Origin of the sequence: Solidesulfovibrio sp. DCME (assembly GCF_049995385.1) — a bacterium.
In the GTDB taxonomy this organism is placed as follows: domain Bacteria; phylum Desulfobacterota; class Desulfovibrionia; order Desulfovibrionales; family Desulfovibrionaceae; genus Solidesulfovibrio.
This window is the reverse complement of record NZ_CP188261.1, coordinates 4785632-4811004: the sequence shown is the minus strand read 5'-3', so window position 1 is coordinate 4811004 and position 25373 is coordinate 4785632. Positions and strand designations below refer to the sequence as shown.

Genomic DNA, 25373 nt, shown 5'->3' with positions numbered 1-25373 from the left:
GCGGCTTCGCCCTAGAAGTACCAACCCAGTTTGAAGACGATCTGCCGGTCCGGGTAGAAGGCGTCCAGGGCCACGGCCTCGCGCTGGTAGGTGAAGCGCGTGGCCGTGAGGTTGGTGCCGGTGACCGACACGAAACCGCGCTTGCCCGGGAACTGGTAGGAGACCTGGGCATTCAACAGTCCGAACAGTGTTTCCGTGCGCCGCTCGCCGTAGACGTTTTGGTAGCGGTTGTCGCAGTAGTACTGGTGCACGGCCGTGCCGGACACGCCGGCGCCGAGCCCCGATTCGTGCAGGAAATTGAGCGCCAGCACGCCGTCGGCCTCGAAGAAGTCGTTTGCCGGGTAGCGCCGGGCCGTGACCTCGGTGGGCAGGAGCCGCTTGGCCACGCCGAAGGCCGAAAGCCCCAGATACGGGGCCAGGATGCGGTTGACGCCGAGGGTGGCCATGTAGCGGCTGACGGTCACGTCGACCTCCCGGTTGCCGCTGGCGTAAGGGTCGTACTGGGGATTGACGACGTTGTGGTAGGTGAGCTTGGCCACGGTGAAGGTGTCCGGGTCCCACTGCGCCTCCCAGCCGGCCCCGAGTTCCGTGACCGTGGAGCCGTCGTCGGCGTTGAGCCGGGCCGGGAAGCCGGCCACTTCCGAGGGCTGGATCACGGACTGGAACAGGGTGTGGGTGTTCAAATAGCGCTGGAAGGCCAGGCGCAGGGTGTGGGCCTCGGTCATCTGCCAGTCGAGACCCAGCCGGGGGCTTATAAGCTCGCGGTGGATGGGGTCGGGCCAGCCGTAGCGCGGCGAATCCACGGCGTCGTAGCCAAGGCCGATCTCGGCCACCAGGCCCGGGGCCAGCTTCCAGTAGTCCATGGCGTAGACGCCGCCGGAGCGGTTGGCCGGGTTGTAGTGGTAGCGGTGGTAGGCATCCTCGGCGACCTGGCCGTAATAGACGTAGAAGTCGCGGGATTTGCGCAGGTAGTCGAGCTCGCCGCTGAAGTAGTCGGCGCCGGCCATGAGGGTGTGGTCGCCGAGGACGAGCTGCTGCTGGGCCTGCAGGCTCAGGTACTGCTGCCGGGTGCGCCGGTACTGCCGGTAGGATTCCACCAGGGGCGCGTCGGACTCGGTGGTGGAATAGTAGGTGCTGTCCTTCCAGTCCCAGATGTTGCTGGTGGCGGCGGCGTAGCCGATGAAGGTCGCCTGGGGGCCGAAGCGGTGGACGTAGCCGGCCTCGAGGTTCTTGTTGTCGAAGAACTGTTTTTGGTGGGGCGAGTTGGCGTAGTACCAGTCGTTTTGGCTCGTGTTGTCGCCGGTGTCGGTGTTGTTGGAGGTCACGGCGGCGAGCAGCGCGTCGCGCACGCTCGGGTCCCACTTGAGCTGGGCGAAGCCGTAGAGCGAGCGGGTGTCGCCGTTGTTGTCCCGCATGCCCCCGTCCTGGGACCAGGAGCCGTAGACGTCGCCGGCCAGGCCCGGCACGCCGCCGTAGGCCTCGGCCGAGGCCGACCAGGCCGGTTTGCCGTTGCCCCAAATGCCCGCGCTGCCCACGGTTTGCAGGCGCAGGTAGGGCATCTCGAACATGGGCGTGTAGTCGTTGTAGACGGTGAAGGTGTTCTGGTTGGCCGGGGAGAGCAGGCGGTAGAGGAGCAGTTCCGTGCCCGAGGCCCCGACGCGCTGGCGGGTGGCCATGTAGGCGGTGCTCATGAACAGGTGGGCCGAGGGGTTCAGCGGATCGTTTTTGACCGCCGTGACGGCCTTGGAATAGGCCCAGTCGGCCAGCCCGAGCAGGGTGAAGGAGCGGGCCAGGTCGACGTTGCGCACGGCCAGGTCGCGGTCGAGCGTCAGGCGCGAGCGGAAGATGGCCTGGTTGCCGTTTTTGGCGATGGAGGCGTTTATTTCCCGCACCGCTTCGCCCGGCCGGTTGAGGTCGGTGAGCGCGATGCCCTTGTAGAGGTGGGGCGTGGGGTCGTTGGGGTCCAGGCGGGCGGCGTAGTCGTAGGTGGCCAGGGCCTTGTCGAAATCGCGGTTCTGGTAGAGCGCCTTGCCAAGCGAGGACTGGAGCAGGGACAGGCGCGGCGAGAGCAGCGTGGCGGCCAGCATCCGTTCGAGCCCGAGGCCCTTTTGGCCCCTGGAAAAGGCCACGTAGCCCAGCCCCAGCCAGGCGTCGCCCAGGGCGTTGTCGCGCTCCCGGGCCTTTTGAAAAAAGGACTCGGCCCCGGCGAAATCACGGAACCCCAGGCGCACGAAACCGGCCGTGGCCAGGACCACGGCCTCGTCCGGCGCCGTGTCCAGGGCTTTTCGGATGGTGCGCCAGGCCGCTTCCAACTCGTCGGAGCCCAGTTCGATGCGGGCCAGGTACACGGCGGCGGCAACGAAAGCGGGGTCCAGGGCCAACGCCTGGCCGAAGCGGGCCTTGGCCCGGGGCAGCTCGAAGGCGGCCATGGCGGTCAGGCCGCCGGTGACCTGGGCCAGGGGGGCGTCCGGGGCGGCGGCCAGCAGGGCGTCGGCATCCTTGGCGGCCGCCTCGCGGCGATTTTCGAAAAGCGCGACCTGGGCGGCCAGGGCCCGGGCGGGGACGGAGCCGGGGTCTCGGGCCAGGGCCGCGGCCAGCCACTGGCGGGCTTGGGCCGGTTCGCCGGCCATGAGCGCCACGTAGGCGGCGGCGCACAGCGATCCGGCGTCGGCGCCGGCAGCGGAAAAGTCGCGCCGCAAGGTGGCATAGCCCCCGGCCACGTCCCCGGCGCCGGCCTTGGCCAGGGCCGCCCTGGCCGTCTGGCCGCCCTGGCCCTGCGGCGCGGCGGCCAGCAGCCGGGCCGGGTCGGCCACGGCCGGGTAATACAGCGTCCACTGCACGGCGTTTTCTGGATTGACCAGCACCTGCTTGGTCGGGGCCTGGCCCGGCCGGGCCGAGCCGATTTCCCCGGCGGCCAGGGCCAGTTCGCCCTGGGCGTTATAAAGCGTCAGGCTGCCGCCGAGCAGGGCCACCGAGGAAAACCCGTCGGCGGCCACCCGCACCACGAATTCCGTGCCGCGAATGGCGGCGGTCATGGCCGGGGTGGCCATTTCGAAACGGAAGCGCTCGGCCTCGTTTTTGAGCCAGACTTCGCCTTGGGGCACCTCGTAGAGGCTGGCCGCCTGGTCGGGCGCGGCCTTGGCCGGCACCAGGCCGCCGCCGGCCAGGCGGGCCGAGACGGCTGCGGACTTGAGTACCAATATGGTGTTTTCGTTGAGTTTTATTTGCGATTCGTCCACGCACAGCACGGCGGCCTTGGAGGCGGGGCCGGTTTGCAGGCTGTCACCCGGAAAAAGGTCCCGGCCCGGGGCGGCCTCGCCCCAGCCGGCCTCGCCGGCCGGGCGCAGCCGTACGTCGCCCTGGGTGGCGATGAGTCGGCCGACGGGGGCGGTGGCGGCCTGGAGTGCTCCGACAGCCGAAAGAAGTAAAACTATTGCAATGCCAAAGCAGTGGGCGGCCAGACTGCGGCGCATGGCGGTTCTCCGGCGGCTTGAATGGAGTATTGGCAACGGATGGCGCCAAGCTAGCCGATACCCCGGAGGAAATCCATACGCAGCAAACGGAAAAATCAGGCCAAGCCCTTTTGTATCCAGAACTGGTACATCTCCAGGAACGTGTCCTGGTTCTCCCGTTCGAAGACATGCCAGTTATCGAGGTTGGTTGCCGCCGGGTCGCTCGGGAAGCGCGCCCTGTAGGTCGCAAGCGTCGCCGGTTCGATGTCGAAGCCGAGAAAGCGCAGGCCGTTGCCGTCGAGGAAGGCCGCGATGGCCGGCAGGGTCATGGCCGATTCGCAAACATGGAAGAAGAGGTCGCGGCAGCCGCTGATGCTGTAGAAATCCTGTACCAAGAGGCGGCGTGCCGGATCGGTTTCCGGCAGGGACAACAGTTCCTGGCGGCACTGCCGCAAGGACTGGGGGGTCGGCACATAGCCTTTGGCCTGGAGCATCACGCGCAGGCGGGGGATGTCGCGGCGGGCCAGGTCGCTGTAAAAGCCCAGCCGCATGCAGCCACCGGGGCGCAACAGCGCCAGCAGCGCCCGCCAGCCGGCCATGGGGTCGTGCAGGTGGTGCAGCACGCCCGTGGACTCGATGACGTCGAAGCGGCGGTCGATGGCGCCCAGGCGCAGGATGTCGGCCTGGGCGAAGGTGATGTTGGCCACGCCGAGCTCGCGGGCTTTGCGCTTTGCGTAGGCCAGGCTGGACAGGCTCAGGTCCACGGCCAGCACCTGCGCGCCGCGAAGGCGTCGGGCCGTCTCCAGGGCGTGCTGGCCCGAGCCGCAGCCGGCGACCAGGATGTCCAGGCGGTCGTGGCGGCCAAGGGGCGCGAAGGACGAAAAGGGAAAGCGGCGGGACAGGAAGGCGTCGAAGGGCTGGGGTTCGTCCACGGGCGCGGCCCGTATCCAGCGCGGATAGGGGTTTTCCTCGTACTGGCGGCGCACGCGCCGGGAGACTTCGTCCTCGATGGGCGTCAGGCGCGGCATGGCCTCGCGGGAACCGCGCTCCTCGGCGTCCTCGGCCAGCCAGCGGCCCAGGGCTGCGGCCACGGGCGCCGGCCAGGGCCGTCGCGCCAGGGCCTCGGCGCCGGCCAGGCCGTTTACGGGCCGGTAGGCGGCCACGGCCAGGACGGCCAGGGCCGATACGGCCCCGTCCGCGCGCAGGGCGGCGTCCAGCCGCTCGGCCAGGGCCTCGGCCAGCCGCGCCTCGTCGTCCCCCTCGGCGAAGGCGTATTCGTTGACGCGGCACTGCCCGGCCAGGGCGGTGAAAAAGCGCAGCCCGGCGGAGTCGGCTTCCCAGGCGGCGTTTCCGGTCAGGCCCGCCTCCAGGAGGCAGCGGCGGGCCAGGGTGCAAAAGCGCTCCAGGGGCAGGGTGCAGACCGGGCCGGCGGCCAGCGTTTCGGTCAAAAGCCCGTTGTCGCCGCAGGCTCCCGGGCCATCCGGCCCGAACAGGTCCTGCGGGGCGAGGCTGGTCGGCCAGGCCGCCACGGCCCGGGCCAGGGCCGGGCCCAACAGGGCGTCGTGCTCCAGGACCCGGGCCGCCACGGGGACGAGCCGTTCGGGCCGATCCCAGGGTTCGGCCAGGGCCGTGGCCAGGCGCCGGGCCAGGGAGCCCGCGAGTTCCTGGGGCGGCAGCCGGTGCAGGCATTCCACGAAAAGGCGCTTGGCCTCGAGGCCGGCGTCGAGGGCCAGGGAGCGTTCGACGAGCGCCAGGACCTCGGCCGGGTCGGCCGCGCGGGAGAGCAGGCAGCGGGCCAGCAGGTCCAGGGCTTGCGGCAGGTCCGGGGCGGCGAGAAGGGCCGCCCGGGCGTCGGCCTCGGCCCGGCGCATCTGGCCGGCCTCGGCCCGCAGGATGCCCCGGGCGGCCAGGGCGTAGGCGTAGTCCGGCACCAGCGCCAGGGCTCGGTCGTAGCCGGCCAAGGCTTCCTCGAACTGGCCGAGTTCCTTGACGGCGTTGGCCCGGTTGTAGTGGGCCTTGGCATGGTCCGGCGACAGGCGCAACGCGGCGTCGTAGCTGGCCACGGCCTCGGCCAGGCGGCCGGCGGCCTGCAGGGCCGCCCCCCGGTTGGTCAGGGCGGGGACGCAGGCCGGGTTGCGGGCCAGGGCGGCGTCATAGCAGGCCAGGGCGGCCTGGCCGTCGCCGCAGTCGGCCCGGGCCAGGCCGAGGTTGACGTGGAGGTCGGCCACGTCCGGGGCCAGGGCCACGGCCCGGGCCAGGCAGGGTTCGGCCGCCGCGGCCAGGCCCCGGGTCAGGCGCAGGGAGCCGAGCACGCTCCAGCCGAAGACGTCGTCCGGGTAACGCCGGGTCCAGTCGCCGGCCAGGTCCTCGGCCTCATGCGCGTGCCCGTCCCGTAACAGGTTCACAATCGCATGTTTCTCTGCGAGGATACCGTCCTTGTCTGCCGCTTGGAAAGGCGCTTGCACGGGCATGGTCACCCTCCGGACCGCTCTTGGGGATTACCTTCACGGGTATCAAAAAAGCCAGGACAGTCCAAGGCGTATTGCGGCCGGGACGCGGCGGTGCGTCCTGCCCGGCGGCGATGGGGCTTTACGCCTGTCACGGACTGGGCTACCCAGGGGAATGGACGAAGGCCGGTTGCGGCTGCCGGCAGGGCCTGCTTTTGCGGCCGGCTGGCCGCGTGTTTCGCAGCGCCTGGGGCTTTGAGGCTGGAACACCAACAGGAGGACACATTCATGGCGGTATTTCACTGCAAAAACGCCGACGACGTGTTGCGGGCCGTGAAGGACTACAACGTCTCCTTCATCCAGTTCTGGTTCATCGACGTGCTCGGGGTGCTCAAAAGCTTCCAGATCACGCCGCGGGAACTGGAAAACGCCTTCGAGGAGGGCATGGGCTTCGACGGTTCCTCCATCACCGGGTTCACCAAGATCCAGGAATCGGACATGGTGGCCTTTCCCGACCCCACCACCTTCCAACTGGTGGCCTGGCGCCCTTCGGACCGTCCGGTGGCCAGGCTTTTTTGCGACGTGAAAAATCCCGACGGCACGCCCTTTGCCGCCGATTCGCGCTACGTGCTCAAGCGCCTGCTGAAAAAAGCCGCCGACATGGGGTTCACCTACTATGTCGGCCCGGAACTCGAATTTTTCCTGTTCGCCAATTCCTCCGAGCCGCAGATCCTCGACCGCGGCGGCTACTTCGACGCCCCGCCCCGCGACCTGGCCAACGACGTGCGCCGCGACATCAACTTCGCCCTGGAATCCATGGGCGTGGCCGTGGAATATTCCCACCACGAGGTCGCCCCCAGCCAGCACGAGATCGACCTGCGCTACCAGGAAGGGCTGATCATGGCCGACTACGCCCAGACCTACCGGGTGGTGGTCAAGGAGATCGCCCGCAAGCACGGCTGCTACGCCACCTTCATGCCCAAACCCCTTTTCGGCGAGAACGGCTCGGGCATGCATTGCCACCAGTCGCTGTTTAGGGGCTCGAAAAACGCCTTCTACGACGCTTCCGACGCCTACCACCTGTCCGGCGAGGCCAAGAGCTACATCGCCGGGCTTTTGCGCCACGCCCCGGAATTCGCCCTGGTCACCAACCAGTGGGTCAATTCCTACAAGCGCCTGGTGCCCGGCTACGAGGCCCCGGTCTACATCGCCTGGGCCCGGCGCAACCGGTCGTCGCTGGTGCGCGTGCCCATGTACAAGCCCGGCAAGGAAGCGGCCACCCGCATCGAACTGCGCAGCCCCGACCCGGCCTGCAACCTCTATCTGTGCTTCGCGGCCATGCTCGGCGCGGGGCTTAAGGGCATCGAGGAAGGCTACGAACTGGCCCCGCCCATCGAGGAGAACATCTTCAAGATGACCGAGGAGGAGATGGCGGCCAAGGGCATCGCCTCCCTGCCGGGCAGTTTGCGCGAGGCCGTGGATAATTTGGAGAAAAGCGAGCTTATGCGCGAGATCCTGGGCGACCACCTGCACACGGCCCTGCTCGACAACAAAAAGGCCGAATGGGACGCCTACCGCACCCAGGTCACCGAGTGGGAAATCGAGCGCTATCTGCCCATCCTCTAACCGTATCACCCAGCCGCGCCGCGCCGGGGCCGCCCGCCGGGCGGCCCCGGCGCGGCCTGCCGGACAAGCCATGACCGAAGAACCCTGCCCCTGCGGCTCGGGCCGCGCCTTTGCCGCCTGCTGCGGCCCCTGCCTGGCCGGGGCCGTGGCGGCGCCCACGGCCGAGGCCCTCATGCGCTCGCGCTACGCCGCCTACGCCCGCGGCGACATGGACTACCTGGAAAGGACCCTGCTTCCCCGCAAACGGGCCGGGTTCTCCGCCGAGGCCACCCGGGCCTGGTGTGGCGACGTCCTCTGGACGGGGCTGGACGTCGTGCGCACCGAAGGCGGCGGCCCGGACGACGAGACGGGCCTGGTGGAATTTGTCGCCCACTACGTCAAGGCCGGCGAGCCCATGGCCCTCCACGAGGTCAGCCGCTTCCGGAAAAAGGGCGGGCACTGGTTTTACGTGGACGGCCTGGCCGGCGACGACGGGGCCGCGGCCGCGCCCGCGCCCGAGGCGCCCCGGGGGGCGGCCGTTGGCCGCAACAGCCCCTGTCCCTGTGGCAGCGGCAAGAAATACAAGCGCTGCTGCGGCTGACCCCGCCGCCAACCGACACGGCGCGAACCGGGGCGGCCCTGCCCGGTGGCCAACCCTGTTTCGCCCGGCCGTGACGAGCCCGCCATGCTGGCCACCGCCGCCCTGACTTTTTCCCAGGCGCTTTTGGCGCGCATCCTGCGCCCCGGCGACATCGCCGTGGACGCCACGGCCGGCAACGGCCACGATGCCGTGTTCCTGGCCCGCCACGTCGCCCCGAACGGTTTGGTCCACTGCCTGGACATCCAGCCGGCGGCCCTGGACAGCACCCGGGCCAGGCTCGCCGCGGCCGGGCTTGCGGACATGGCCCGGCTCCACGACGCCGGGCACGAGCGGCTCGGCGACATCGTCCCGGCCGCGGACCGGGGGCGGGTGCGGGCCGTGGTCTTCAACCTGGGCTACCTTCCCGGCGGGGACGCCACCGTGACCACCCGGCCCGTGACCACCCTGGCCGCCCTGGAGGCGGCCCGGCGGGTCCTGTGCCCGGGCGGGGCCCTGGCCGTGGTCTGCTACACCGGCCACCCCGGCGGCGCCGACGAGGCCCGGGCCGTCGCGGCCTGGTGCGCCGGCCTGCCGTTCGCCGCCTGGCGCGCCGCCCGCTACGAGCTGGTCAACAAGCCCGGCGATGCCATCGTCTCCTTTTTCGTGGAAAACATTCCGGCCAGGCCCGCCGCCTGACCCTGGCTCCCAGGCCCCCACCTTCCCTGGCCCCAAAAAACACAGACCCTCGCCGGGGAAGCGAGGGCCTGCTCAAGGAGGGAGGAGAGAGAGTTATATGGTCGGGCCAGCGTGGTGCGCGCCGGTCGCGGCCTTGTCGGCGGTCCGCCAGAGGGGAGGCGGAGTCGCCGTCGAGTATGAACTAACCACGGAACATGGAGGGGGAATGGCCGGCGCATGAATTCTGCGTAGGGCAGCCGGCAAAAGGAAGCCCCCGCCGTGGGGGAGGCGGGGGCTTCGTTCGAGGAGGGAGCGGTTGCCATGGCTTGGGCGGGAGGGGGGACGCCGGCCATGGATCACAACAAGGGGCGGACGGCGGGGGAGGAGAGGGGATTCCCCGTTGCCGTTGGAAGCAAGATAGGACCGGGCCATGGACCAGGCATGGCCGCAACATGAATTCTGGTTAGGAAATGCGCCGCCGCACGCCCCGGCCATTTCGCCGCCCACCCGCCAGCCACCGCCTTCGCACACCGCGGCCCAGCCACGGCTTCCCCCAAAAACGCAAGCCCCCGCCGGGGAGCGGGGGCTTCGTGTAAGGAGGGGAGAGTAACCATGGGCCGTTGCGGAAGGGAGGGGCCAGCCGCAGGGCTCATCAAAACAGAGGGTTTGGTTAGGGCTTTTTTGGATCGGTCCGGCTTCCCGCCTTGTCCGATGGCTACCGAATAGAGGAGCGTCATGGAGGGGGGATTGCCGCAAGATGAACGAAAATTTAGTTTTGGGTTCAGGCCCGGGGAAAGCGCAGGGTGACGCGCAGCCCGGGCTGGTTGTCGGCCAGCAGCAGCCTGGCCTGGTGCAGCCCGGCCACGGCCGCCACCAGCGACAGGCCCAGGCCGCTGCCCGGGGTGTTGCGGCTCGATTCCAGGCGGGTGAAGCGTTCGAGCACCAGTTCGCGGTGCTCGGCCGGCACGCCCGGGCCGGTGTCGGCCACGGTCAGTTCCGGGCCCGTGGCCGGGTTGGTCACGAGCACGGTGATGGTGCCGCCGGCCGGGGTGTACTTGACGGCGTTGTCCAGCAGGTTGGCCAGGGCCTGGGAGAGCAGGTGCCGGTTGCCGGGCACGCGGACCCCCGGGGCCAGGGATACGCGCAGGCTGAGGTCTTTCTCCTCGGCCAGGGCGTCGTAGAGTTCGGCCGCGTCGGCGGCCAGGCTGGTCAGGTCGATGTCGGTGAAATCCTGCCGCCGGGCCCCGGATTCGGCCTGGGCGATGGTCAAAAGGGCGTTGAAGGTCATGAGCAGGTTGTCGATCTCGCCGACGGTGGTTTCGATGACGGCCCGGTATTCCGTCGGGGAGCGGTCCTTGGACAGGGACAGTTCCAGGCCGGACCGGATGCGGTTGAGGGGGCCGCGCAGGTCGTGGGCGATGTTGTTGGAGACCTGCCTGACCCCGTCCATCAGCCGGGTGATCTGGTCGAGCATGGCGTTTAGGTTGCCGGCCAGGCGGTCGAACTCGTCGCCGGCCCCGCGGCTGGGGATGCGGCGGCTCAAGTCCCCGGCCATGATCTCCCGGCTGGCCTTGTTGATGACGTCGATGCGCTTGAGCATCCAGCGGCTGGTGAGAAGCCCGCCCACGCCGCCGAGGACCACCGTGAGCCCCAGGCCCCAGAGGAGCGCGTCCATGATGAGCCGGTCCATCTTGAGGCGCTGGGACACGTCGCGCCCGACCACCAGGTGGAAGTTGCCGGGCAGCAGGAAGTAGCGCATGCGCACGCGCCGGGGCTCGAAATTCTCCGTGTCCTCCAGGGTGGCGTCGAACCAGCCCGAGCCGGTGTCCTTGAATTTGGGCCATTCGGGCAGGTTGCCGGCCAGGGGGTTGAACTTCCAGTCCGTCAGCAGGTAGACGCTGGAGCCGGCCTTGTCCTTGGCCACCCGGGACTTGATGACCCGAATCAGCCCGGTGAGCCCGAGCTGGCTGTACTGCTCGGCCAGGCCCTGGATCTCGGCGTTGATCGTTTCGTCGGTCTGGCGCTCCATGAAGCCGGCCGTGGAGGTGTAGATGAACCACAAAAGGACCAGCACCGACAGGCCGAAGGCGGCCATGTGGATGATGGACAGGCGCAGCGTCGAGGAACGCAGGAGCTTAGTTGGAATCACGCAGGCTGTACCCGGCGCCGCGGATGGTGGCCAGAAGCGGCTTGTCGTGGCCCTTGTCGATCTTCTGGCGCAGGCGGCTTATATGCACGTCGATGACGTTGGTTTGGGGGTCGAAGGAGTAGTCCCAGACGTTTTCGAGCAGCATGGTGCGGGTGACCACGTGGCCGGCGTGGCGCATGAGGTATTCGAGCAGGGCGAATTCCTTGGGCTTGAGTTCGATGGGCCGGCCGGCGCGCTTGACCGTGCGGGCCACGAGGTCCATTTCCAGGTCGGCCAGTTTGAGCGTCGTGTCCGGGGCGTCGGCCCGGCCCCGGCGCAGCAGCGCCTCCAGGCGGGCGAGGAGCTCGGCGAAGGCGTAGGGCTTGACCAGGTAGTCGTCGCCCCCGGCCCGCAGGCCCTTGACCCGGTCGTCCACGTCGCCAAGGGCCGAAAGGATGAGCACCGGGGCGTGGTTGCCGGCCGAGCGCATGGTGCGCACGATGGTCAGGCCGTCGACGCCGGGCAGCATGCGGTCCACGATGACCGCATCGTAGTTCTCGGCCGCCACCCGGTACAGGGCCTCGCGGCCGTCGGCCACATGGTCGACGATGTAGCCGGACTCCTTGAGCCCCTTGACCATGTAGGCGGCGGCCTCCTGGTCGTCTTCCACGATGAAAAGCCGCATGGCCGGCCTCCTTGTCAGGCGCGCCCGGCCGCCGAGGCCTGGCCGGCGGGCGGGGGCGCGCCGCGCTTGGCCGCCGCCCGGGCCAGGGCGGCGGCCAGTTCCCGCATGTCGATGGGTTTGGAGACGTAATCGTCGAAACCGGCCGCCAGCATCCGTTCCCGGTAGCCCTTGACGGCATGGGCGGTGAGCGCCACCACGGGCAGGGCGGCGGCCGGGCCGTAGACCGAGGCGTCGCGCAGCCGGGCAAGGGTCTCCAGGCCGTTTAAGCCCGGCATCTCCACGTCCATCAGGACGCAATCATACGCGTATTGCCGCAGCAGTTCCAGGGCGGCCAGGCCCGAATCCACGGCCGTGACCAGATGCCCGCGCCGCTCGAGCAGCCGTTTGGCCACCAGCTGGTTGATGCAGTTGTCCTCGACGAGCAGGATGTTGAGGGCCAGCGGTGCCGGTTCCCTGGCGAAGGCATCGTCCGGCTCCGGTACAAGCAGCCGGGTGGCCTCCTGGGGCTGGTCGAACAGGGCGGTGAAAAAAAACGTGCTGCCCGCGCCGGGTGTCGATTCCACCCACAGCCGGCCGTCCATGAGCCCGACCAGGCTCTTGCAGATGGAAAGGCCGAGCCCGGTGCCGCCGGCGCCCCGGGTGAGGCTGCCGTCGAGCTGGGTGAACGGGTCGAAGATACGTTCCTGCTTGTCGGTGGGGATGCCCGGGCCGTTGTCGGACACGGCGAAAAGCAGCGTCAGCGGCCGTTCGAACGTCTTGCCCAGGGGGCATTGCAGGGGCGGGGACGTCTCCACCGCCAGGCGCACGAAACCGTTTCTGGTGAACTTGATGCCGTTGGAGACCAGGTTGGCCAGGACCTGGAACAGCCGGCCGGCGTCGCCGATGAGGCTGTCGGGCACGTCCGGGGCCAGGGTCAGGGCCAGTTCGTCGCACTGGCGCGAGGCCTGGGGGGTGAACAGGCGCAGGCAGCGGGTCAGGGTTTGGCTCAAGGAGAAGGGTTCGCGCACCATCTCCATGCGGCCGGCCTCGATGCGCGAAAAGTCCAGGATGTCGTTGATGATGTCGAGCAGGGCCAGGGCCGACTGGCGGGCCAGGTCGAGGTATTCCCGCTGCTCGTCGGAGAGTTCGGTTTGCAGGGCGAGCTCGGTCATGCCCATGATGCCGTTGATGGGCGTGCGGATCTCGTGGCTCATGGTGGCCAGGAATTCGGATTTGGCCCGGTTGGCCGCCTCGGCGCCCTCCATGGCCCGGGTCAGGCGTTCGCGCGTGCGCATGAGCTCGGTGACGTCGACCATGGCCTCGATGATGCAGGGCGCGTCGGGCAGCTTGGCCGCGGTCTTGTACATGATGCGTTCGCCAGACAAGGTCTTGATGGCGCACTCCCGGTCGCGCACCAGGCCCGAATCGGCCCGCAAGGCCGGACAGGCTTCCTTGTTGCACAGATAGGGCTTGCACGACCGCCCCAGGGCGTCGGGGCCAAAAAGCGCGGCGGCGGCCGGGTTCTGGTAGTCCAGGACGCGGTCGCCGTCCTCCATGACCCGCACCTTGACGATGGGGATGGGGGCGCTGTCGAGCACGGTTTCCAGGTCCCGTCGGGCCAGGCGTTCCTCGGTCACGTCCAGGGTCAGCCCCTGAACGGCGTTGACCCGGCCCTTGGCGTCGCGCAGGAGCTGGATGCGGTCCGTGACGTGGCGGACCTGGCCGTCGCGCGGCCGCAGGCGGTAGTCCAGGCTGAAGACGTCGCAGCCGGTGGCGGCATTGTGGCGCAGGGTCTGCTCGACACGGTCCAGGTCGTCCGGATGGACCAGGTCGCGCGGCGAGACGGCTCCGGCGAGAAGGTCCTCGCGGGAAAAGCCGAAGCGCTTGATGTTGGAGGAGACGTATTCCACGGGTCCGGGTTCGCCGTCGACGACCGGATAGCGGATCAGGTAGGCGGGGCTGGCTTCGACGATGAGGCCCGCCAGGCGCAGGGCCTCGTCGGATTCGTGCCGGCTGGTGACGTCGGTGACGGTCATGCGCAGGCTGGCCGGCGTGGCCGTGGCGACGATGGCGGGACGGGGTTCGGCGGTGATCTCGGCGAAAAAGCGGCTGCCGTCGCGGCGGGTGAGCCGCAAGTCCAAGCTGCCGGGCCGGCTGGATTCGAACAGGCGGGCCAGGCCGGCGTGGAAGGCGGCCTGGTCGCTGCGGGCCACGAAGACGAGGAAGGGCTTGCCCACGAGGCGTGTCCGGTCCTGGCCGAGTATGACCGCGCCCTTGCGGTTGGCCTGCAGGATCACGCCCCGGGCGTCCAGGGTGAAGTAGCCTACCGGCGCGAAATCGTAGAGGTCGGCGTAACGGTCCCGGGTTTCGGCCAATTCGGCCTGGGTGCGGCGCAGCTCCTCGTTTTGCAGTTCGAGTTCCACCTGGCTGACACGCAGTTCGTGGATCAGCCGGGCCATGTCCACCGGGGAGAGGAGCGTGCCGTCCGCGGCGGCGGGGGCCTCGGCCAGCAGGGCTTCGGCGGCCAGGCGCAGACGGGCCTGCCGGTCGTCGTCGCGGGGTGAGTCGGCCATACACTTCCTTGCGGGCGCGTCGGGAATCGATCACGGGATCGGACGCCTTGCTGATCCCATAAAACAAGGGCCGCGCCTTGGAAAGAGGGGCGCCCCGCCATCGGGAGGCGTCAGTCCGGTTTTCTTTTGCCCGCATTGGGGGTATGGCCGGGAAGGCGCCAGGCGCCTTTTCCCGGACCGCGGTCCGGAAGCCAAGGAGCGGACATGAACGGGCAGGAAAAAAACAACGCAGGGCGTTTCGTGCAATCGACCGGACGGGTGGCCGTGGCCCTGGCCGCGCTGCTGGCGCTGCTGGCCCTGGCCGGGCCGGCCGGCGCCCAAAAGGCGGGCGGGTACGGCTTCGGGGCGCTGCTGCCGCTTTCGGGCGCCCTGGCCGACCGGGGCAAGACCTCCAAGGTCGCCCTGGATCTGGCCCAGGCCGACATCAACGCCTACCTGGCCGCGGGCGGCTTCGGCGGCCAGATGAGCATCAGCGTGGAAAATACCGGCAGCTCCCCCCAGCAGGCCCTGGAAAAACTCAAGGCCCTGGCCGGGCGCGGCATCAAGGTGGTCATCGGCCCCTACGGCGACGACGAGGTCGAGGCCTGCCTCGATTTCGCCGACAAAAACAACATCCTGCTGATAAGCCAAGGCAGCTCCAGGCCGTCCCTGGCCAAGCGCGGCGACAACCTTTTTCGCCTCTCGCCCTCGGACACCTACCAGGCCGAGGCCGTCACCGGGCTCATGCGCCAGGAGGGCGTGGGCACCATCGTGCCGTTGTGGCGCGGCGACCAGATGGGCGACGACCTGGTCGTGCACGTCAAGGCCCGGTTCAAGCAGCTCGGCGGCCAGGCCCTGCCCGGCTCGCGCTTCGCCGCGGACCGCAAGGACTTCGCCCCCATCCTCGACGACCTGGCCAGGCAGCTGGCCCAGGCGCAAAAGGACGGCAAGGCCGGCAAGGCGGCCATCTACTTCGCCGGCGGCGAGGAGATCGTGCCCATCCTCAAGGCGGCGGCCAAGCGGCCGGAGCTGGCGGCCGTGGCCTGGTACGGCTGCGACGCCACCTCCATGTACGACCCCATCGCCAAGGACCCCGAAAGCGCCGCCTTCGCCCTGAAGGTCCGCCTGGCCAGCCCCCGCTACGGCGAGGGCGGGGCCAACGTCTACGCCCTGACGGAAAAGCGCATCCAGGACAAGGTCGACACCTTTCCCGACACCCAGGCCGTGGCCGCCTACGACATCGCCTGGGCGGCCTTTTTCACGGCCCAGGCCGTGGGCGGGACCGGGGATTTCGCCCGGTTCAAGCAGCTTTTTCCCCAGGTGTGCGAGCGCATGTACGGCGTGACCGGCTGGCTGGCCTTAAACGAGCACGGCGACCGCCGCGAGGACTGGGACTTCGATTTCTGGGTGCTCGGCACCGAGGACGGCAAGACGTATTTCTGGCAAAAGGCCGCCCGCTACCAGTTCGAGCCGGGGACGGCCAAGGAGTTGTTCCTCGGTTCCGGCAAGAAATAGGCCGCGCACGCGCCACCGGTGCCTGACGCGAAAGGCCCCGCCGCAGCCCCTGCGACGGGGCCTTTCGCGTCAGGCCTCGGCCGCCTCTTCCACGGGCAGGCTGACCCAGGCCTGGGTGCCTTGCCCCTCGCGGCTTTCCAGGCACAGGCTGCCGCCCATGAGGGCCACCAGCCGCCAGGTGATGGACAGCCCCAGCCCCAGGCCGCCGAAACGCCGGGTGGAGGTGGCGTCCTGCTGGGTGAAAGGCTCGAAGATCGATTCCAGCTTGTCCTCGGCCACGCCCAGGCCCGTGTCCGTAACGGACACCAGCAGGTGGCGCCGGGCTCCGGGGCGGTGCAGGTGCGGCCCGGGGGCCACGGACAGGCGCAGGCCGACCGTGCCGGCCGGGGTGAAGCGCACGGCGTTGGAAACCAGGTTGCCGATGACCTGGCCCAGCCGGGCGGGGTCGCCGATGATGCGGGGGGGCATGTCCGCGTCCACGACCACGGTCAGGTCCAGGCCCCGCAGCCTGGCCGGCGTGGCGAAGCGCGCGGCCGCCTCGCCGGCCAGCCGGCGCGGGTCGAAGCCCTGGCGGCGCAGCAGCACCCGGCCCGCTTCCAGGCTCGCGTAATCGAGCATGGCCTCGATGACCTCCTGCAAGGTCTGGCCCGAGGCCAGGGCCTGGTCGATGCCGGCCAGGGACAGGGACGGCAGGGGCTGGTCGCGCAGATGCTCCAGGATGCCGAGGACGATGTTGAGCGGGGTGCGCATCTCGTGGGAGACCACGGCCAAAAATTCCGTCTTGGCCCGGCTGACGGCCTCGGCCGCCTTGCGGGCCCGGGTGAGGGCCTCGGCCCGGCGGCGTTCGGTCACGTCCATGGCCAGGCAGATCACACCCTGCCCGGGCTGGCCCGATTCGCGCAGCAAGGCCAGGGACACGAGCACCGGCACGGTGCGGCCGTCCTTGCCGACGAGCTCTTTTTCCAGCCCGGACACGCCGCCGGTGGCCAGCAGGTCCTGGTGGTCGGCCATATCCAGCAGGGCGCGCAGCGGGTCGGCGGCGGGGAAAAAATCCGAGCCCGGCCGGCCCTCGGCCTCGCCCGGGGCGTAGCCGAGCAGCATTTCCCCGGCCCGGTTGAGCATGGTCAGGCGGCCTTGCCGGTCCACCACCATGATGACTTCGTTGACGTTGGCCAGGATGCTTTCCAGGAAGTGCTTGGCCCGCTGCAGTTCCTGGCGCGAGGCGGCCAGGCGCGAGGCCATGGTGTTGAAGGCCCGGGCCACCTGGCGGGTCTCGGTCGGGCCGTCCACCGGGGCGCGCACGCTCAGGTCGCCGCTGCTGGCCACCTGGGCCGCCCGGGCCAGCCGGCCCATGGGCCGGGCGATGCCGCCGGTCCACCACACGGCGACAATCGTCGTCAGGCAGGCCGCCCCGGCCGCGAGTATGGCCACCAGGAACCGCAGCCGGCCGATTTCCCGGTCGATGGCGGCCTCGCGGGGCAGGGCCACCACGGCCGACAGGCCGTATTTGCCCACGGGCGCGGCGGCCAACAGGTAGGGCGCGCCGTCGAAGGCCTCGGTATGGTCCGTGGGTTTCTGGGCGGCCAGGGCCTGGGCCAGGGGGGTGCCGGGCTCGATTTTGTCCGGCAGGCCCGGCAGGCTCTCGCCGAAAAGCAGCCGGCCGCTGCCGTCGGCCAGGACCGCGCCCCCACCCTGGGCCAGGCGCAAGGCCAATACCCCCCGGGCGATGGCCTCCACCGGGCAGGCGGCCACCACGGCGCCCATGTCCCGGCCGAAGGGGCTGCGCCGGGCCAGGGCCAGCATCAAGGTCGGTTCGCCCCCGGTCGAGGCGCTGCGCAGGCCGTGGACGATGGTCCCCGGCGCGGCCAGGGCCGCGGCCACCAGGGGGTCCTCGCCTACGGGCGCGTCCCGGTCCGTGTAGCCCGGGCCCGAGGCGGCGTATTCCCGCACACCCCGGGGATTGACGTAGGCCATGAAGGTGAAGGCCGCCCGGTAGCGGTCGAACAGGGCCTGGAGCAGATGCGGGTTGCCGGTCTCCAGGTAGGTTTCGAAGGGCTGGCTGGTGACCAAAAGCCGCAGGAAGGTCTCGCCGCGTTCGGCCGTCAGCGCCGTTTCCCGCGCCAGGGCCTGGGCCAGCAGCCGGACCTTCTCCCGCTCCTTGTTCTCCAGAATCGAGGCGGCCACATGAAACACGCCGCCACCCAGGGCCAGAGTGAGCAGGGCCACCAGCGCGAACTGGCCGAGCAGCATCTGGTTTCGCAGCGAGCGCAGCATGCCGGTTTTCTTTACGGCGCGGCGATCTTGACCGGCAACGGCAGGCAGCCGTAGTTAGCCAGGGCCGTGCGCCCGTCCGGCAGGCCCAGGGCCTGGATGAACCTGGCCGCCAGCGGGGAAAGGGGTGGTTTGTAGACCAGGGCGAAGGGAATAAAAAGCGGATAGCGTTCCCGGGCCAGGTTTTCCGGCGAGGGCGGCACACCGTCGTAGGCCAGGGCGCGCAACTTGGAGCCGGTCATGGCCGGCTTGGCGAAATAGCCGATGGCGCCGGGATGGTCGGCCGTGAGCTTGACGGCCTCGGGCGTGGAATAGGCCACGGCCTGGCCCTGACAGCCCAGGGCCGCGAAGCCGGGGATGGCCGCGTTGAGGGTGTCGCGGCTGGTTTCCGGCGTCTCCCGGCAGACCTTGTGGATGGGGCCGGCCGGACCGCCCAGGGCGGACCAGTCCGTGACCTCACCGGAGAAAAGCTCCAGGACCTGCCTTGCGGTCAGGGATTCGACGCCGCTGACCGAGGGGTTGACGGCGAAGACCACCGGAGCCTTGGCGAAGACGATCTCCGCCAGTCCCTGGGCTTTTTCCTCGTCGCGAAGCGGCCTGGCCGTGCGGGCCAGTTCGGCCTTGCCGGCCGCGACCGCCCGGATGCCGCCCGTGGAACCGACGGAGTCGGGCACCTCGACTTGGGTATCGGGGTTGTCGCGCATAAAGCGCAGGGCAAAGGTGCGCAGCAGTTCCTCGCTGTCGCCGGTGCCGGCGATGACCAGGGGGGCGGTCTCGGCCGCGCCGGCGCGAAAGGCGCCGCCAAACAGGCAAAGCAGGGCCAGGGCAACGGCCGTCAGGAATCGGGCCCGTCGCGGGGCCGGCGTAAACAGGGGTTTCATGGCGTCTTGCCTCGCAAAAGGTTGCGGATCACCCCCAACAGCCCCCAGACGGCGGCTGTGGAGGCCAGGGCGAAGGCGGCGATGGCCGCCCGTTCCCGGGCCATGCCGGCCAGGGAGGCGGCATGGCGGTTGGCCACGAAGGCGATGTCGAAGCGCTCGCCGAACCGGGCCGTATAGTCGGCCACGAGCTCCTGGTACTGGGCGTCGGGGTCGGGGCCGATGGGCGCGTCGTAGGGGCGCAGGTCCTTGTCCAGGGCGTTGGCCCACAGGTAGGCCAGGCGCAGCCGCTCCTCGGAAAGCTTTTGGGGCGTGGGCCAGTCGCTGGCCGCCGCGCCCAGGGCCACCACGAGCCAGCCGGCGGCCAGGGCGGCGAAGAGGCGGTCGCGGCGGGCAGGGGCGGTCATTTGCGCCGCCTGCGGGAGGAGCTCTTTTTCCGGGCCGGCAGGGCCAGGGGCGATTCGCCGCCCTCGACCAGGCCCAGGTCCACGGACAGGCGGCCCATGTCCACATTGGTCAGCTCCACTTCCACGGGCTGGCCCAGCCGGAAGCGCCGGCCGGTGCGTTCGCCGATGAGTTCGTGGCGCTCGGGGAAGTAGGTGTAGTAGTCGTCGGACAGCGACGACAGGCGCACCATGCCCTCGGCCATGACTTCCTTGAGCTCCACCCAGAAGCCGAAATCGGCGATGGAGCCGATGACCCCGGTGAAGCGCCGGCCGGTCTTGTCGGACAGGAAATGCACGGTCACGCGTTTGAGGATTTCGCGCTCGGCCTCCATGGCCACGCGTTCCCGGCGGCTGATGTGCTCGGCCACCTTGGCCAGCCTGGCCGCCCGTTTTTCCGAGGTGGGCTTGCCGGCGAAGACATTTTTGAGCGAGCGGTGGACCACCAGGTCGGCGTAGCGGCGAATGGGCGAGGTGAAGTGGCAGTAGCAGGTCGAGGCCAGGCCGAAATGCCCGTCGAGCTTGGGCGAATAGGAGGCCTGCATCATGGTGCGCAGCGCCAGGCGGCTGACCAGGAAGTCCAGGTCCGAACCCGAGGCCTGGCGCAGCACCTGGGCCAGGTCGGCTGCTCCCGGCGCGGCCGGCAGCGTCTGGGCCAGGTCGGTGGTGCCCAGCAGCTTGAACAGGGCCTCCAGCTTGGTCGGGTCGGGTTCGGGGTGGACGCGGTAGAGCACCGGCGCCTCCCGTTCGGTCAGAAACCGGGCCACGGCCTCGTTGGCCGCCACCATGAACTCCTCCACGATCTGGTGGCCGAAATGGCGCACCTTGGGCCGGATGTCCTGGGTCTCGCCCTGGAAGTTGAACAGGATCTCCGGTTCGGGCAGGTCGAAGTCCAGGCTGCCCCGGGCGGCGCGCACGGCGTTGATGGCCCGGGCCAGGGTTTCGGCCGTGGTCAGCATGGGCAGCACGGCGGCGATGTTCTGGCGCTCCGCCTCGTCGCCAAGCAGCAGGGCCCGGTTGACCTGCGAGTAGGTCAGGCGCGCCTTGGATTCGATGACCGCCGTGTAGAAATCCGTGCGGCCGGGCTCGCCCTTGGCCGAGAAGTCGATTTCCGCCACCACGGCCAGGCGCGGCACGTTGGGGTTTAAGCTGCACAGCCCGTTGGAGATGCGCTCGGGCAGCATGGGCTCCACGGACTGGGGGAAGTAGTAGGAATTGCCGCGCTCCAGGGCCTCGGCGTCCAGGGCGCCGCCCTCGGGCACGTAGTGGGAGACGTCGGCGATGGCCACCCACAACGTGTAGGCCCGGCCGCGTTTTTTCACGTAGACGGCGTCGTCGAAGTCCCGGGCCTTGGCCCCGTCGATGGTGACGAAGGGCAGGGCGCGCAGGTCTTTTCGGCCGGCGAAATCGGCTTCGCCCGGCAGTTCGGGCAAGGCCTCGGCCTCGGCCAGGGCCTTGGGCGGGAAGGGGCCGGGGATGTCGTGGTTGAGCTTGACCAGCCGTTCCTGCACGGCCACGTCGCCCTGCGCCCCGAGCAGTTCCAGGCCCTTGCCGGAATAGAGCTTGTATTCGATCTTTTCGCCGATGCCGACACTGATGATGTCGTCGGCGACCGGTTCGGGATCGCCCGGCCCGGGCGGCAGGTAGTCCACCATGAAGCTCATGGTGTGGCGGCTGTCCGTGGGCCGGCACAGGAACAGGTCAGGGGCCAGCCGCTTGACCACCCGGCAGGGCAGTCGGGACACGGTGTGTTCGATGACCCGGGCCACCCGGCCTTCGTGGTTCTTGTCCTTGCGTTCGCGGGTGACGGCGGCGGCCACCCGGTCGCCGTGCCAGGCGTCGCCGATGTCCTTGGGGTGGATGAAGATGTCCTTGCGCCGCTTGTCGTCGGGGATGACGTAGCCCACGCCCGAGCGGCTGATTTCCAGCACGCCCGTGACCAGGCGCATGCTTTCGACCAGGCCCCAGCCTTTCTGGACGCGGATGAGCTTGCCGGCCTCGCGCAGGTCCTCGAGCAGGTGGCGCAGGTCGTGGAACTTGAAGGTGATGCCCTTTAAGTTGTGCGCCACCTCCTTGTCGGACAGGGGTTTGCCGCTTTCGCGGAAGACCCGCAGCACCACGGCGGCGTCGAGTCCCGCCCCGTGTTTCTTCGGGGCTTTTCCCCGTTTTCTCCTGGCTCCCATGATTCCTCCGGATGTCGCGCTCTTCGCTGTCTAGCGCCCCTTGGGGCGCGGCACAAGCCCGGCGGCGCGTTGCCGGGCGCATTGCGGCATGGTATCTGCCAAAAAAAGCATGTTTCGGAGGCGGTATGCCCGACGCACCCTGTCGGCTGCTTGGTGAAATACGCTATCCCGACGAATATTCCTTCGAGCGGGTGGGCGAGATTGAATCCGAGGCCGGCGAGGTGCTGGCCGGGGCGTTGGCCGGCCTCGACGTGGCCAGCCTGGAGGTGACGCCCGGGCCGGAATCGCTGCGCTTCGAGGCGGCCTGCCGGGCCTGCTTACCCGAGGCGGCGGCGGCCGTGTGCGAGGCGCTCCTGGACATGGCCGGCGACGGCCCGCTGGGGCGGCTGGTGGTGGTGCGTCGTATTGGCGAACCTATTTCCGTTTTTTATTTTCGCGAGGAGGAATTGGACGAGGTCACGGTCGAGCGGCCCTAGTAAAAGAACTGTATATCAAAGGGGACTTTTATGGCTTTGGATGATGTGGTGGTGGATAATGATCTTAAAAAAATACACAATGAAATTAATACATTAGGAAATGTTAGAGTTGTAATAGCAATCGGAGCTGTATCCGCACTCGGCTTTGCGGTATCGGCTGGCTTGAAATTTACTCCGCCACAAAATTCGATTGAATCGATGCATATTGCTATTCTGGTTAACTGGATTTGGGGGGTGGTGCTTATTTTAAACATTGCTTCTTTGGCTGCTTGGAAAAGAGTGAGGCTGTATGCTGCGTATTTGCGATTTAAGGATTATTCGTATTGGGAAAGAGATTGGCATGCATTTAGATTTGAACGGGTCGAAGATGATAAGTTAAATTGTTTTAGAAATGAGCTTCGGCGTATAGATGTGCAAGGGTTTGGAGGGGTATTTATTTATGCAAGGATATTGATTTGTATTCAAACTTATTATATGGTATGGGCTGCAACGATTTCGGTTGGAGAGCCTCTGTTTATAAATCCGTTGTATTCAATTGTCCCAATAGCTTGCTCAATAGCGTTGTGGCTTGGTTTTTCGTATGTGTTTCGTGAATCGCATAACGATGAATATGGACTTGAGAAAAAGATGATATATATATGGTGCATTCTTCTTCGGAAGCGTCACCATTCGAAGAAATGTGGTGAACATTATTGTTGCGAATGTTGCGTGAACCCCAGGTTGATTCATAAACTCGACAGCCATAGCGGCAGGTAGTGCCGGGCGCTGTTGAGCCGGGCGTCCAGCTCCCGACAGCCGGGCACGAACCCTTCCACCACGTCCCAGAAGCGCGGCGAATGGTTGAGTTCCACCGTGTGGCACAGTTCGTGGAGCATCACCAGCCGGCACAGCTCCCAGGGCAGGAAGGCGATGGTGTAGTTGAGGCTTATGCGCCCCTTGGCCGTGCAGCTGCCCCAGCGGGTGCGCTGGGCCCGGATGGTCAGGGCGCTGTAGGGAAGCCCCGTCTCCCGCGACACCTGCGCCAGGGCCGGGCGCAAAAGCTCCCCGGCGCGCAGGCGGCAAAACGCGCTCAGCGCCGCCGCCACCGCCGCGGCTTCCTGCACCGCCCCGGAAACGACCAGCGCCCCCGGCCCACGGGCGGTCACGGCGCAGCCGGGCCGGTCCTTGGACAGGTAGGTAAGCGCCCACTCCCGGGAAAAGGCCGTGAGCACCAGCCGGGCCGGGCGCGGCACCTCGGCTGCCCGGCCGGAAAACCCGCCCTCGGCCGAAAGTCGGCCGAACACCCGGGCGATCCAGTCCCGGCGCGCCTCCACCGCCTGGAGCAGATAGGCCGGCGCAACCCCGGCCGGCGACACCACCTCCAGGCCACTGCCCGGCAACATGCGCAGCACGATGCCCCGGGCCCGGGCGCTCACCCGCACCGTAACCGGCAACGCCGGCGGCAGCCCCAGGGCGATCAGCCGGGCCGTCTCCTGGACGTCGATGACCTTGCGCGCGCGCATTGCCACGGCCTTTCAGGAACATGCCGCCCGGATCGGGCTTGTCTTCGGTTGCGCCAACGTCTACTTTCCCCCGGCAACCGGATAGTCGGTGGCCGTGCCGGCCGTCAAGCCGGCCCAGGGAGTCCGTCCGCCATGAACCGTGCCCTTCGCCGTTTCCGTTTTGCCGTCCTGGCCGCCTTTTTGCTCCTGGCCTTCGGCTGCGCCAAGCCGCCGGCGCCGTCCTTCACGCCGCCGCCCCAGGCCAAGGGCAAGGGCGAGGTCGAGGACCTGCGCGTCCTGCCCCAGGACCTCAACGCCTACCTGCGGCCCGACAACGCCGACAAGCCCCTTTATCCCCAGGAACAGATCGGCCTGCGCCTGGACGGGTTCGTCCAGGAATGGTCCGCGCCCTGGCACATGGCCAAGCCCGGCTATCCCCGCAAGGCCGTGGAGGAGATTTTCCGCCGCTTCGAGAAATCCCCGGGCTTCGGGGCGGGCGGGCGGCGCAACCCGGCCGAGTTCGCCACCGCGCTGCACGCCGCCGCCGGCCTGGGCAGCTACCCCAACGTGGTGCGCAAGGCCGTGACCGTCAAGAACACCAACCTGCGCGGCATGCCGACGGCCAGTCCCCGCTTCGCCGACCCGAGCCTGCCCGGCGAAGGCTATCCCTTCGACTACCTCCAGCACACCGCCCTGCCGCCGGCAACGCCGGTGCTCGTCACCCACGCCAGCCGCGACGGCTCGTGGCTCCTGGCCGAATCGGCCCTGACCTTCGGCTGGCTGCCGGCCACGGACGTGGCCTACGTGGACGACGCGGCCATGGCCGCCCTGGCCACGACCAAGCTGGCCGCCGTCATCAAGGACCAGACCGCCCTGCCCGAGGTCGGGCTCACCGTGGACGTGGGCGCGGTCTTTCCCCTGGCCGGGCCGCCGGAAAAATCCGGGTTGACCGTGCTCGTGCCCGTGCGCGCCCCGTCGGGCGCGGCCGAACTGCGCCGCGTGCGCCTGCCGGCCGGGGCCGGGGCGGTCATGCCCATGCCCATGACGCCGCGCAACGTGGCCGGCGTGGGCAACCAGTTTATGGGCAAGGTCTACGGCTGGGGCGGCCTCGACGGCAAACGCGACTGCTCGGCCCTGACCCACGACCTTTTCGTGCCGTTCGGCATCTACCTGCCGCGCAACTCGGCCAGCCAGGCGGCCTACGGCGGCTCGGTGCCCCTTGGCGACCTGCCCAACGACCAAAAGGAAGCCACCATCCTCAGCCAGGGCGTGCCGTTTGCCACATTGGTCTGGATGCAGGGGCACATCCTCGTTTATGTCGGTCAGTACAAGGGGCGGCCCGTGGTCTACCACGACATCTGGGGGCTGCGGACCTTCGGCGAGGGCGGCCGCGACGGCCGGCTGGTGCTGGGGCGGGCCGTGGTGACCACGCTGCGGGCCGGCGAGGAGGCCCCGGCCGTGGGGCCGTCCCATATCCTGCTCAACCGGATCCGGTCCATGTCGATCCTGGCCCGGCCGAATTGAGCCGTGGCGCGGCCGGCACCGCCTGGCCGGCCTTTTTTGGGGGGAGGGAAGGATGCGCAATATCTTCGGCTGGACGAGCCTGTGTTTCGCCGCCGGCCTGGCGGGCGGATTGGTCAACAGCCTGGCCTTGTGGATGGCCGGCTACTACGGCTGGACGGCGGCCCTGGGCGTGCAGCTGGCCCCGGCCTGGACCCTGGCCTGGCTCTATCCCCGGCTGGTCTGGGGCGGCATCTGGGGGCTGCTATTCCTGCCGCGCTGGATGGCCGATTCGGTCTTCTGGCGGGGCGTCCTCGCCAGCCTCGGGCCGACCCTGGTCCAGTTGCTGGTGGTCTTCCCGCGCCAGCTCGACAAGGGCATGTGGGGCCGGGACCTGGGCGACTGGACCCCTGTGGTGGTGCTGGCGGCCAACGCGGTCTGGGGCATCGTGGCCGCCCTGTGGCTGTCCCTGGCCGACGACGCGCCCAGGGGCTATTCCCGCCTGCGCTAGCGCTGTGCCCCT

Annotated in this window: 18 protein-coding genes; 8 read left to right on the top strand and 10 right to left on the bottom strand. The window is 68.8% G+C overall.

Annotated elements, in window-relative coordinates; all coding sequences use genetic code 11:
- Positions 1-11: 11 nt before the first annotated feature.
- Together ACP59X_RS21385 and ACP59X_RS21380 are read right to left on the bottom strand one after the other, a co-directional pair.
- Positions 12-3473, bottom strand: coding sequence for a tetratricopeptide repeat protein (locus ACP59X_RS21385; RefSeq protein ID WP_428562436.1), 3462 nt, complete (start codon positions 3471-3473; stop codon positions 12-14).
- Between the two features lie 95 nt (positions 3474-3568).
- A complete protein-coding gene (locus tag ACP59X_RS21380) occupies positions 3569-5857 on the bottom strand; it encodes a methyltransferase domain-containing protein (protein WP_428562434.1) in 2289 nt (762 codons plus the stop codon).
- Positions 5858-6187: 330 nt separating this feature from the next.
- Between ACP59X_RS21380 and ACP59X_RS21375 the strand changes: the two genes are divergently transcribed.
- From ACP59X_RS21375 to mnmM, 3 genes are all read left to right on the top strand, one after another.
- Entirely contained in the window at positions 6188-7525 is a 1338-nt protein-coding gene (locus ACP59X_RS21375) for a glutamine synthetase family protein (RefSeq protein ID WP_428562432.1), read from the top strand.
- A 70-nt stretch (positions 7526-7595) separates the two neighbouring features.
- A complete protein-coding gene (locus ACP59X_RS21370) occupies positions 7596-8105 on the top strand; it encodes a YchJ family protein (protein ID WP_428562430.1) in 510 nt (169 codons plus the stop codon).
- A gap of 84 nt (positions 8106-8189) precedes the next feature.
- Entirely contained in the window at positions 8190-8780 is a 591-nt protein-coding gene (gene mnmM / locus ACP59X_RS21365) for a tRNA 5-(aminomethyl)-2-thiouridylate-methyltransferase MnmM (RefSeq protein WP_428562428.1), read from the top strand.
- A 760-nt stretch (positions 8781-9540) separates the two neighbouring features.
- Here the strand turns inward: mnmM and ACP59X_RS21360 are convergent.
- Genes ACP59X_RS21360 through ACP59X_RS21350 form a run of 3 tightly spaced genes read right to left on the bottom strand, consistent with a single transcriptional unit; the run spans position 9541 to position 14124 of the window.
- A complete protein-coding gene (locus tag ACP59X_RS21360) occupies positions 9541-10908 on the bottom strand; it encodes a sensor histidine kinase (protein WP_428562426.1) in 1368 nt (455 codons plus the stop codon).
- Positions 10895-11572 (bottom strand): winged helix-turn-helix domain-containing protein, encoded by a 678-nt coding sequence (locus ACP59X_RS21355; RefSeq protein WP_428562424.1) that lies wholly within the window; start codon positions 11570-11572, stop codon positions 10895-10897. The genes ACP59X_RS21360 and ACP59X_RS21355 overlap by 14 nt, the downstream gene beginning before the upstream one ends.
- Positions 11573-11586: 14 nt before the next feature.
- Positions 11587-14124 carry a response regulator gene (locus tag ACP59X_RS21350; RefSeq protein WP_428562422.1) on the bottom strand — a complete coding sequence of 846 codons (2538 nt, stop codon included), beginning with the start codon at positions 14122-14124 and terminating at the stop codon, positions 11587-11589.
- Between the two features lie 204 nt (positions 14125-14328).
- On the opposite strand from ACP59X_RS21350, the gene ACP59X_RS21345 reads away from it, so the two are divergent.
- Complete coding sequence (locus ACP59X_RS21345) at positions 14329-15618, top strand: ABC transporter substrate-binding protein (RefSeq protein WP_428562420.1); 1290 nt, start codon at positions 14329-14331, stop codon at positions 15616-15618.
- Between the two features lie 69 nt (positions 15619-15687).
- Here ACP59X_RS21345 and ACP59X_RS21340 read toward each other — a convergent pair whose 3' ends face one another.
- From ACP59X_RS21340 to rnr, 4 genes are read right to left on the bottom strand one after another with little or no spacing between them, the layout of a single operon-like run.
- Positions 15688-17892, bottom strand: a complete 2205-nt coding sequence (locus ACP59X_RS21340; RefSeq protein ID WP_428562418.1) for an ATP-binding protein — start codon at positions 17890-17892, stop codon at positions 15688-15690.
- Between the two features lie 11 nt (positions 17893-17903).
- Positions 17904-18770 carry a substrate-binding domain-containing protein gene (locus ACP59X_RS21335; protein ID WP_428562416.1) on the bottom strand — a complete coding sequence of 289 codons (867 nt, stop codon included), beginning with the start codon at positions 18768-18770 and terminating at the stop codon, positions 17904-17906.
- On the bottom strand, positions 18767-19174 hold the full coding sequence (locus tag ACP59X_RS21330) for a hypothetical protein (protein ID WP_428562414.1): 408 nt from the start codon (positions 19172-19174) through the stop codon (positions 18767-18769). Before ACP59X_RS21330 ends, ACP59X_RS21335 begins: the two co-directional genes overlap by 4 nt.
- Positions 19171-21393 carry a ribonuclease R gene (gene rnr, locus ACP59X_RS21325; RefSeq protein WP_428562412.1) on the bottom strand — a complete coding sequence of 741 codons (2223 nt, stop codon included), beginning with the start codon at positions 21391-21393 and terminating at the stop codon, positions 19171-19173. Before rnr ends, ACP59X_RS21330 begins: the two co-directional genes overlap by 4 nt.
- A gap of 125 nt (positions 21394-21518) precedes the next feature.
- Between rnr and ACP59X_RS21320 the strand changes: the two genes are divergently transcribed.
- Positions 21519-21869, top strand: a complete 351-nt coding sequence (locus ACP59X_RS21320; protein ID WP_428562410.1) for a hypothetical protein — start codon at positions 21519-21521, stop codon at positions 21867-21869.
- Between the two features lie 30 nt (positions 21870-21899).
- Entirely contained in the window at positions 21900-22625 is a 726-nt protein-coding gene (locus ACP59X_RS21315; RefSeq protein WP_428562408.1) for a hypothetical protein, read from the top strand.
- Here the strand turns inward: ACP59X_RS21315 and ACP59X_RS21310 are convergent.
- Positions 22595-23371, bottom strand: coding sequence for a M48 family metallopeptidase (locus ACP59X_RS21310; protein ID WP_428562406.1), 777 nt, complete (start codon positions 23369-23371; stop codon positions 22595-22597). The genes ACP59X_RS21315 and ACP59X_RS21310 overlap by 31 nt on opposite strands.
- 132 nt (positions 23372-23503) lie before the next feature.
- On the opposite strand from ACP59X_RS21310, the gene ACP59X_RS21305 reads away from it, so the two are divergent.
- Together ACP59X_RS21305 and ACP59X_RS21300 are read left to right on the top strand one after the other, a co-directional pair.
- Positions 23504-24874 carry an SH3 domain-containing protein gene (locus tag ACP59X_RS21305; protein ID WP_428562404.1) on the top strand — a complete coding sequence of 457 codons (1371 nt, stop codon included), beginning with the start codon at positions 23504-23506 and terminating at the stop codon, positions 24872-24874.
- A 52-nt stretch (positions 24875-24926) separates the two neighbouring features.
- Positions 24927-25361, top strand: coding sequence for a hypothetical protein (locus ACP59X_RS21300; protein WP_428562402.1), 435 nt, complete (start codon positions 24927-24929; stop codon positions 25359-25361).
- The last annotated feature ends 12 nt before the right edge of the window (positions 25362-25373 follow it).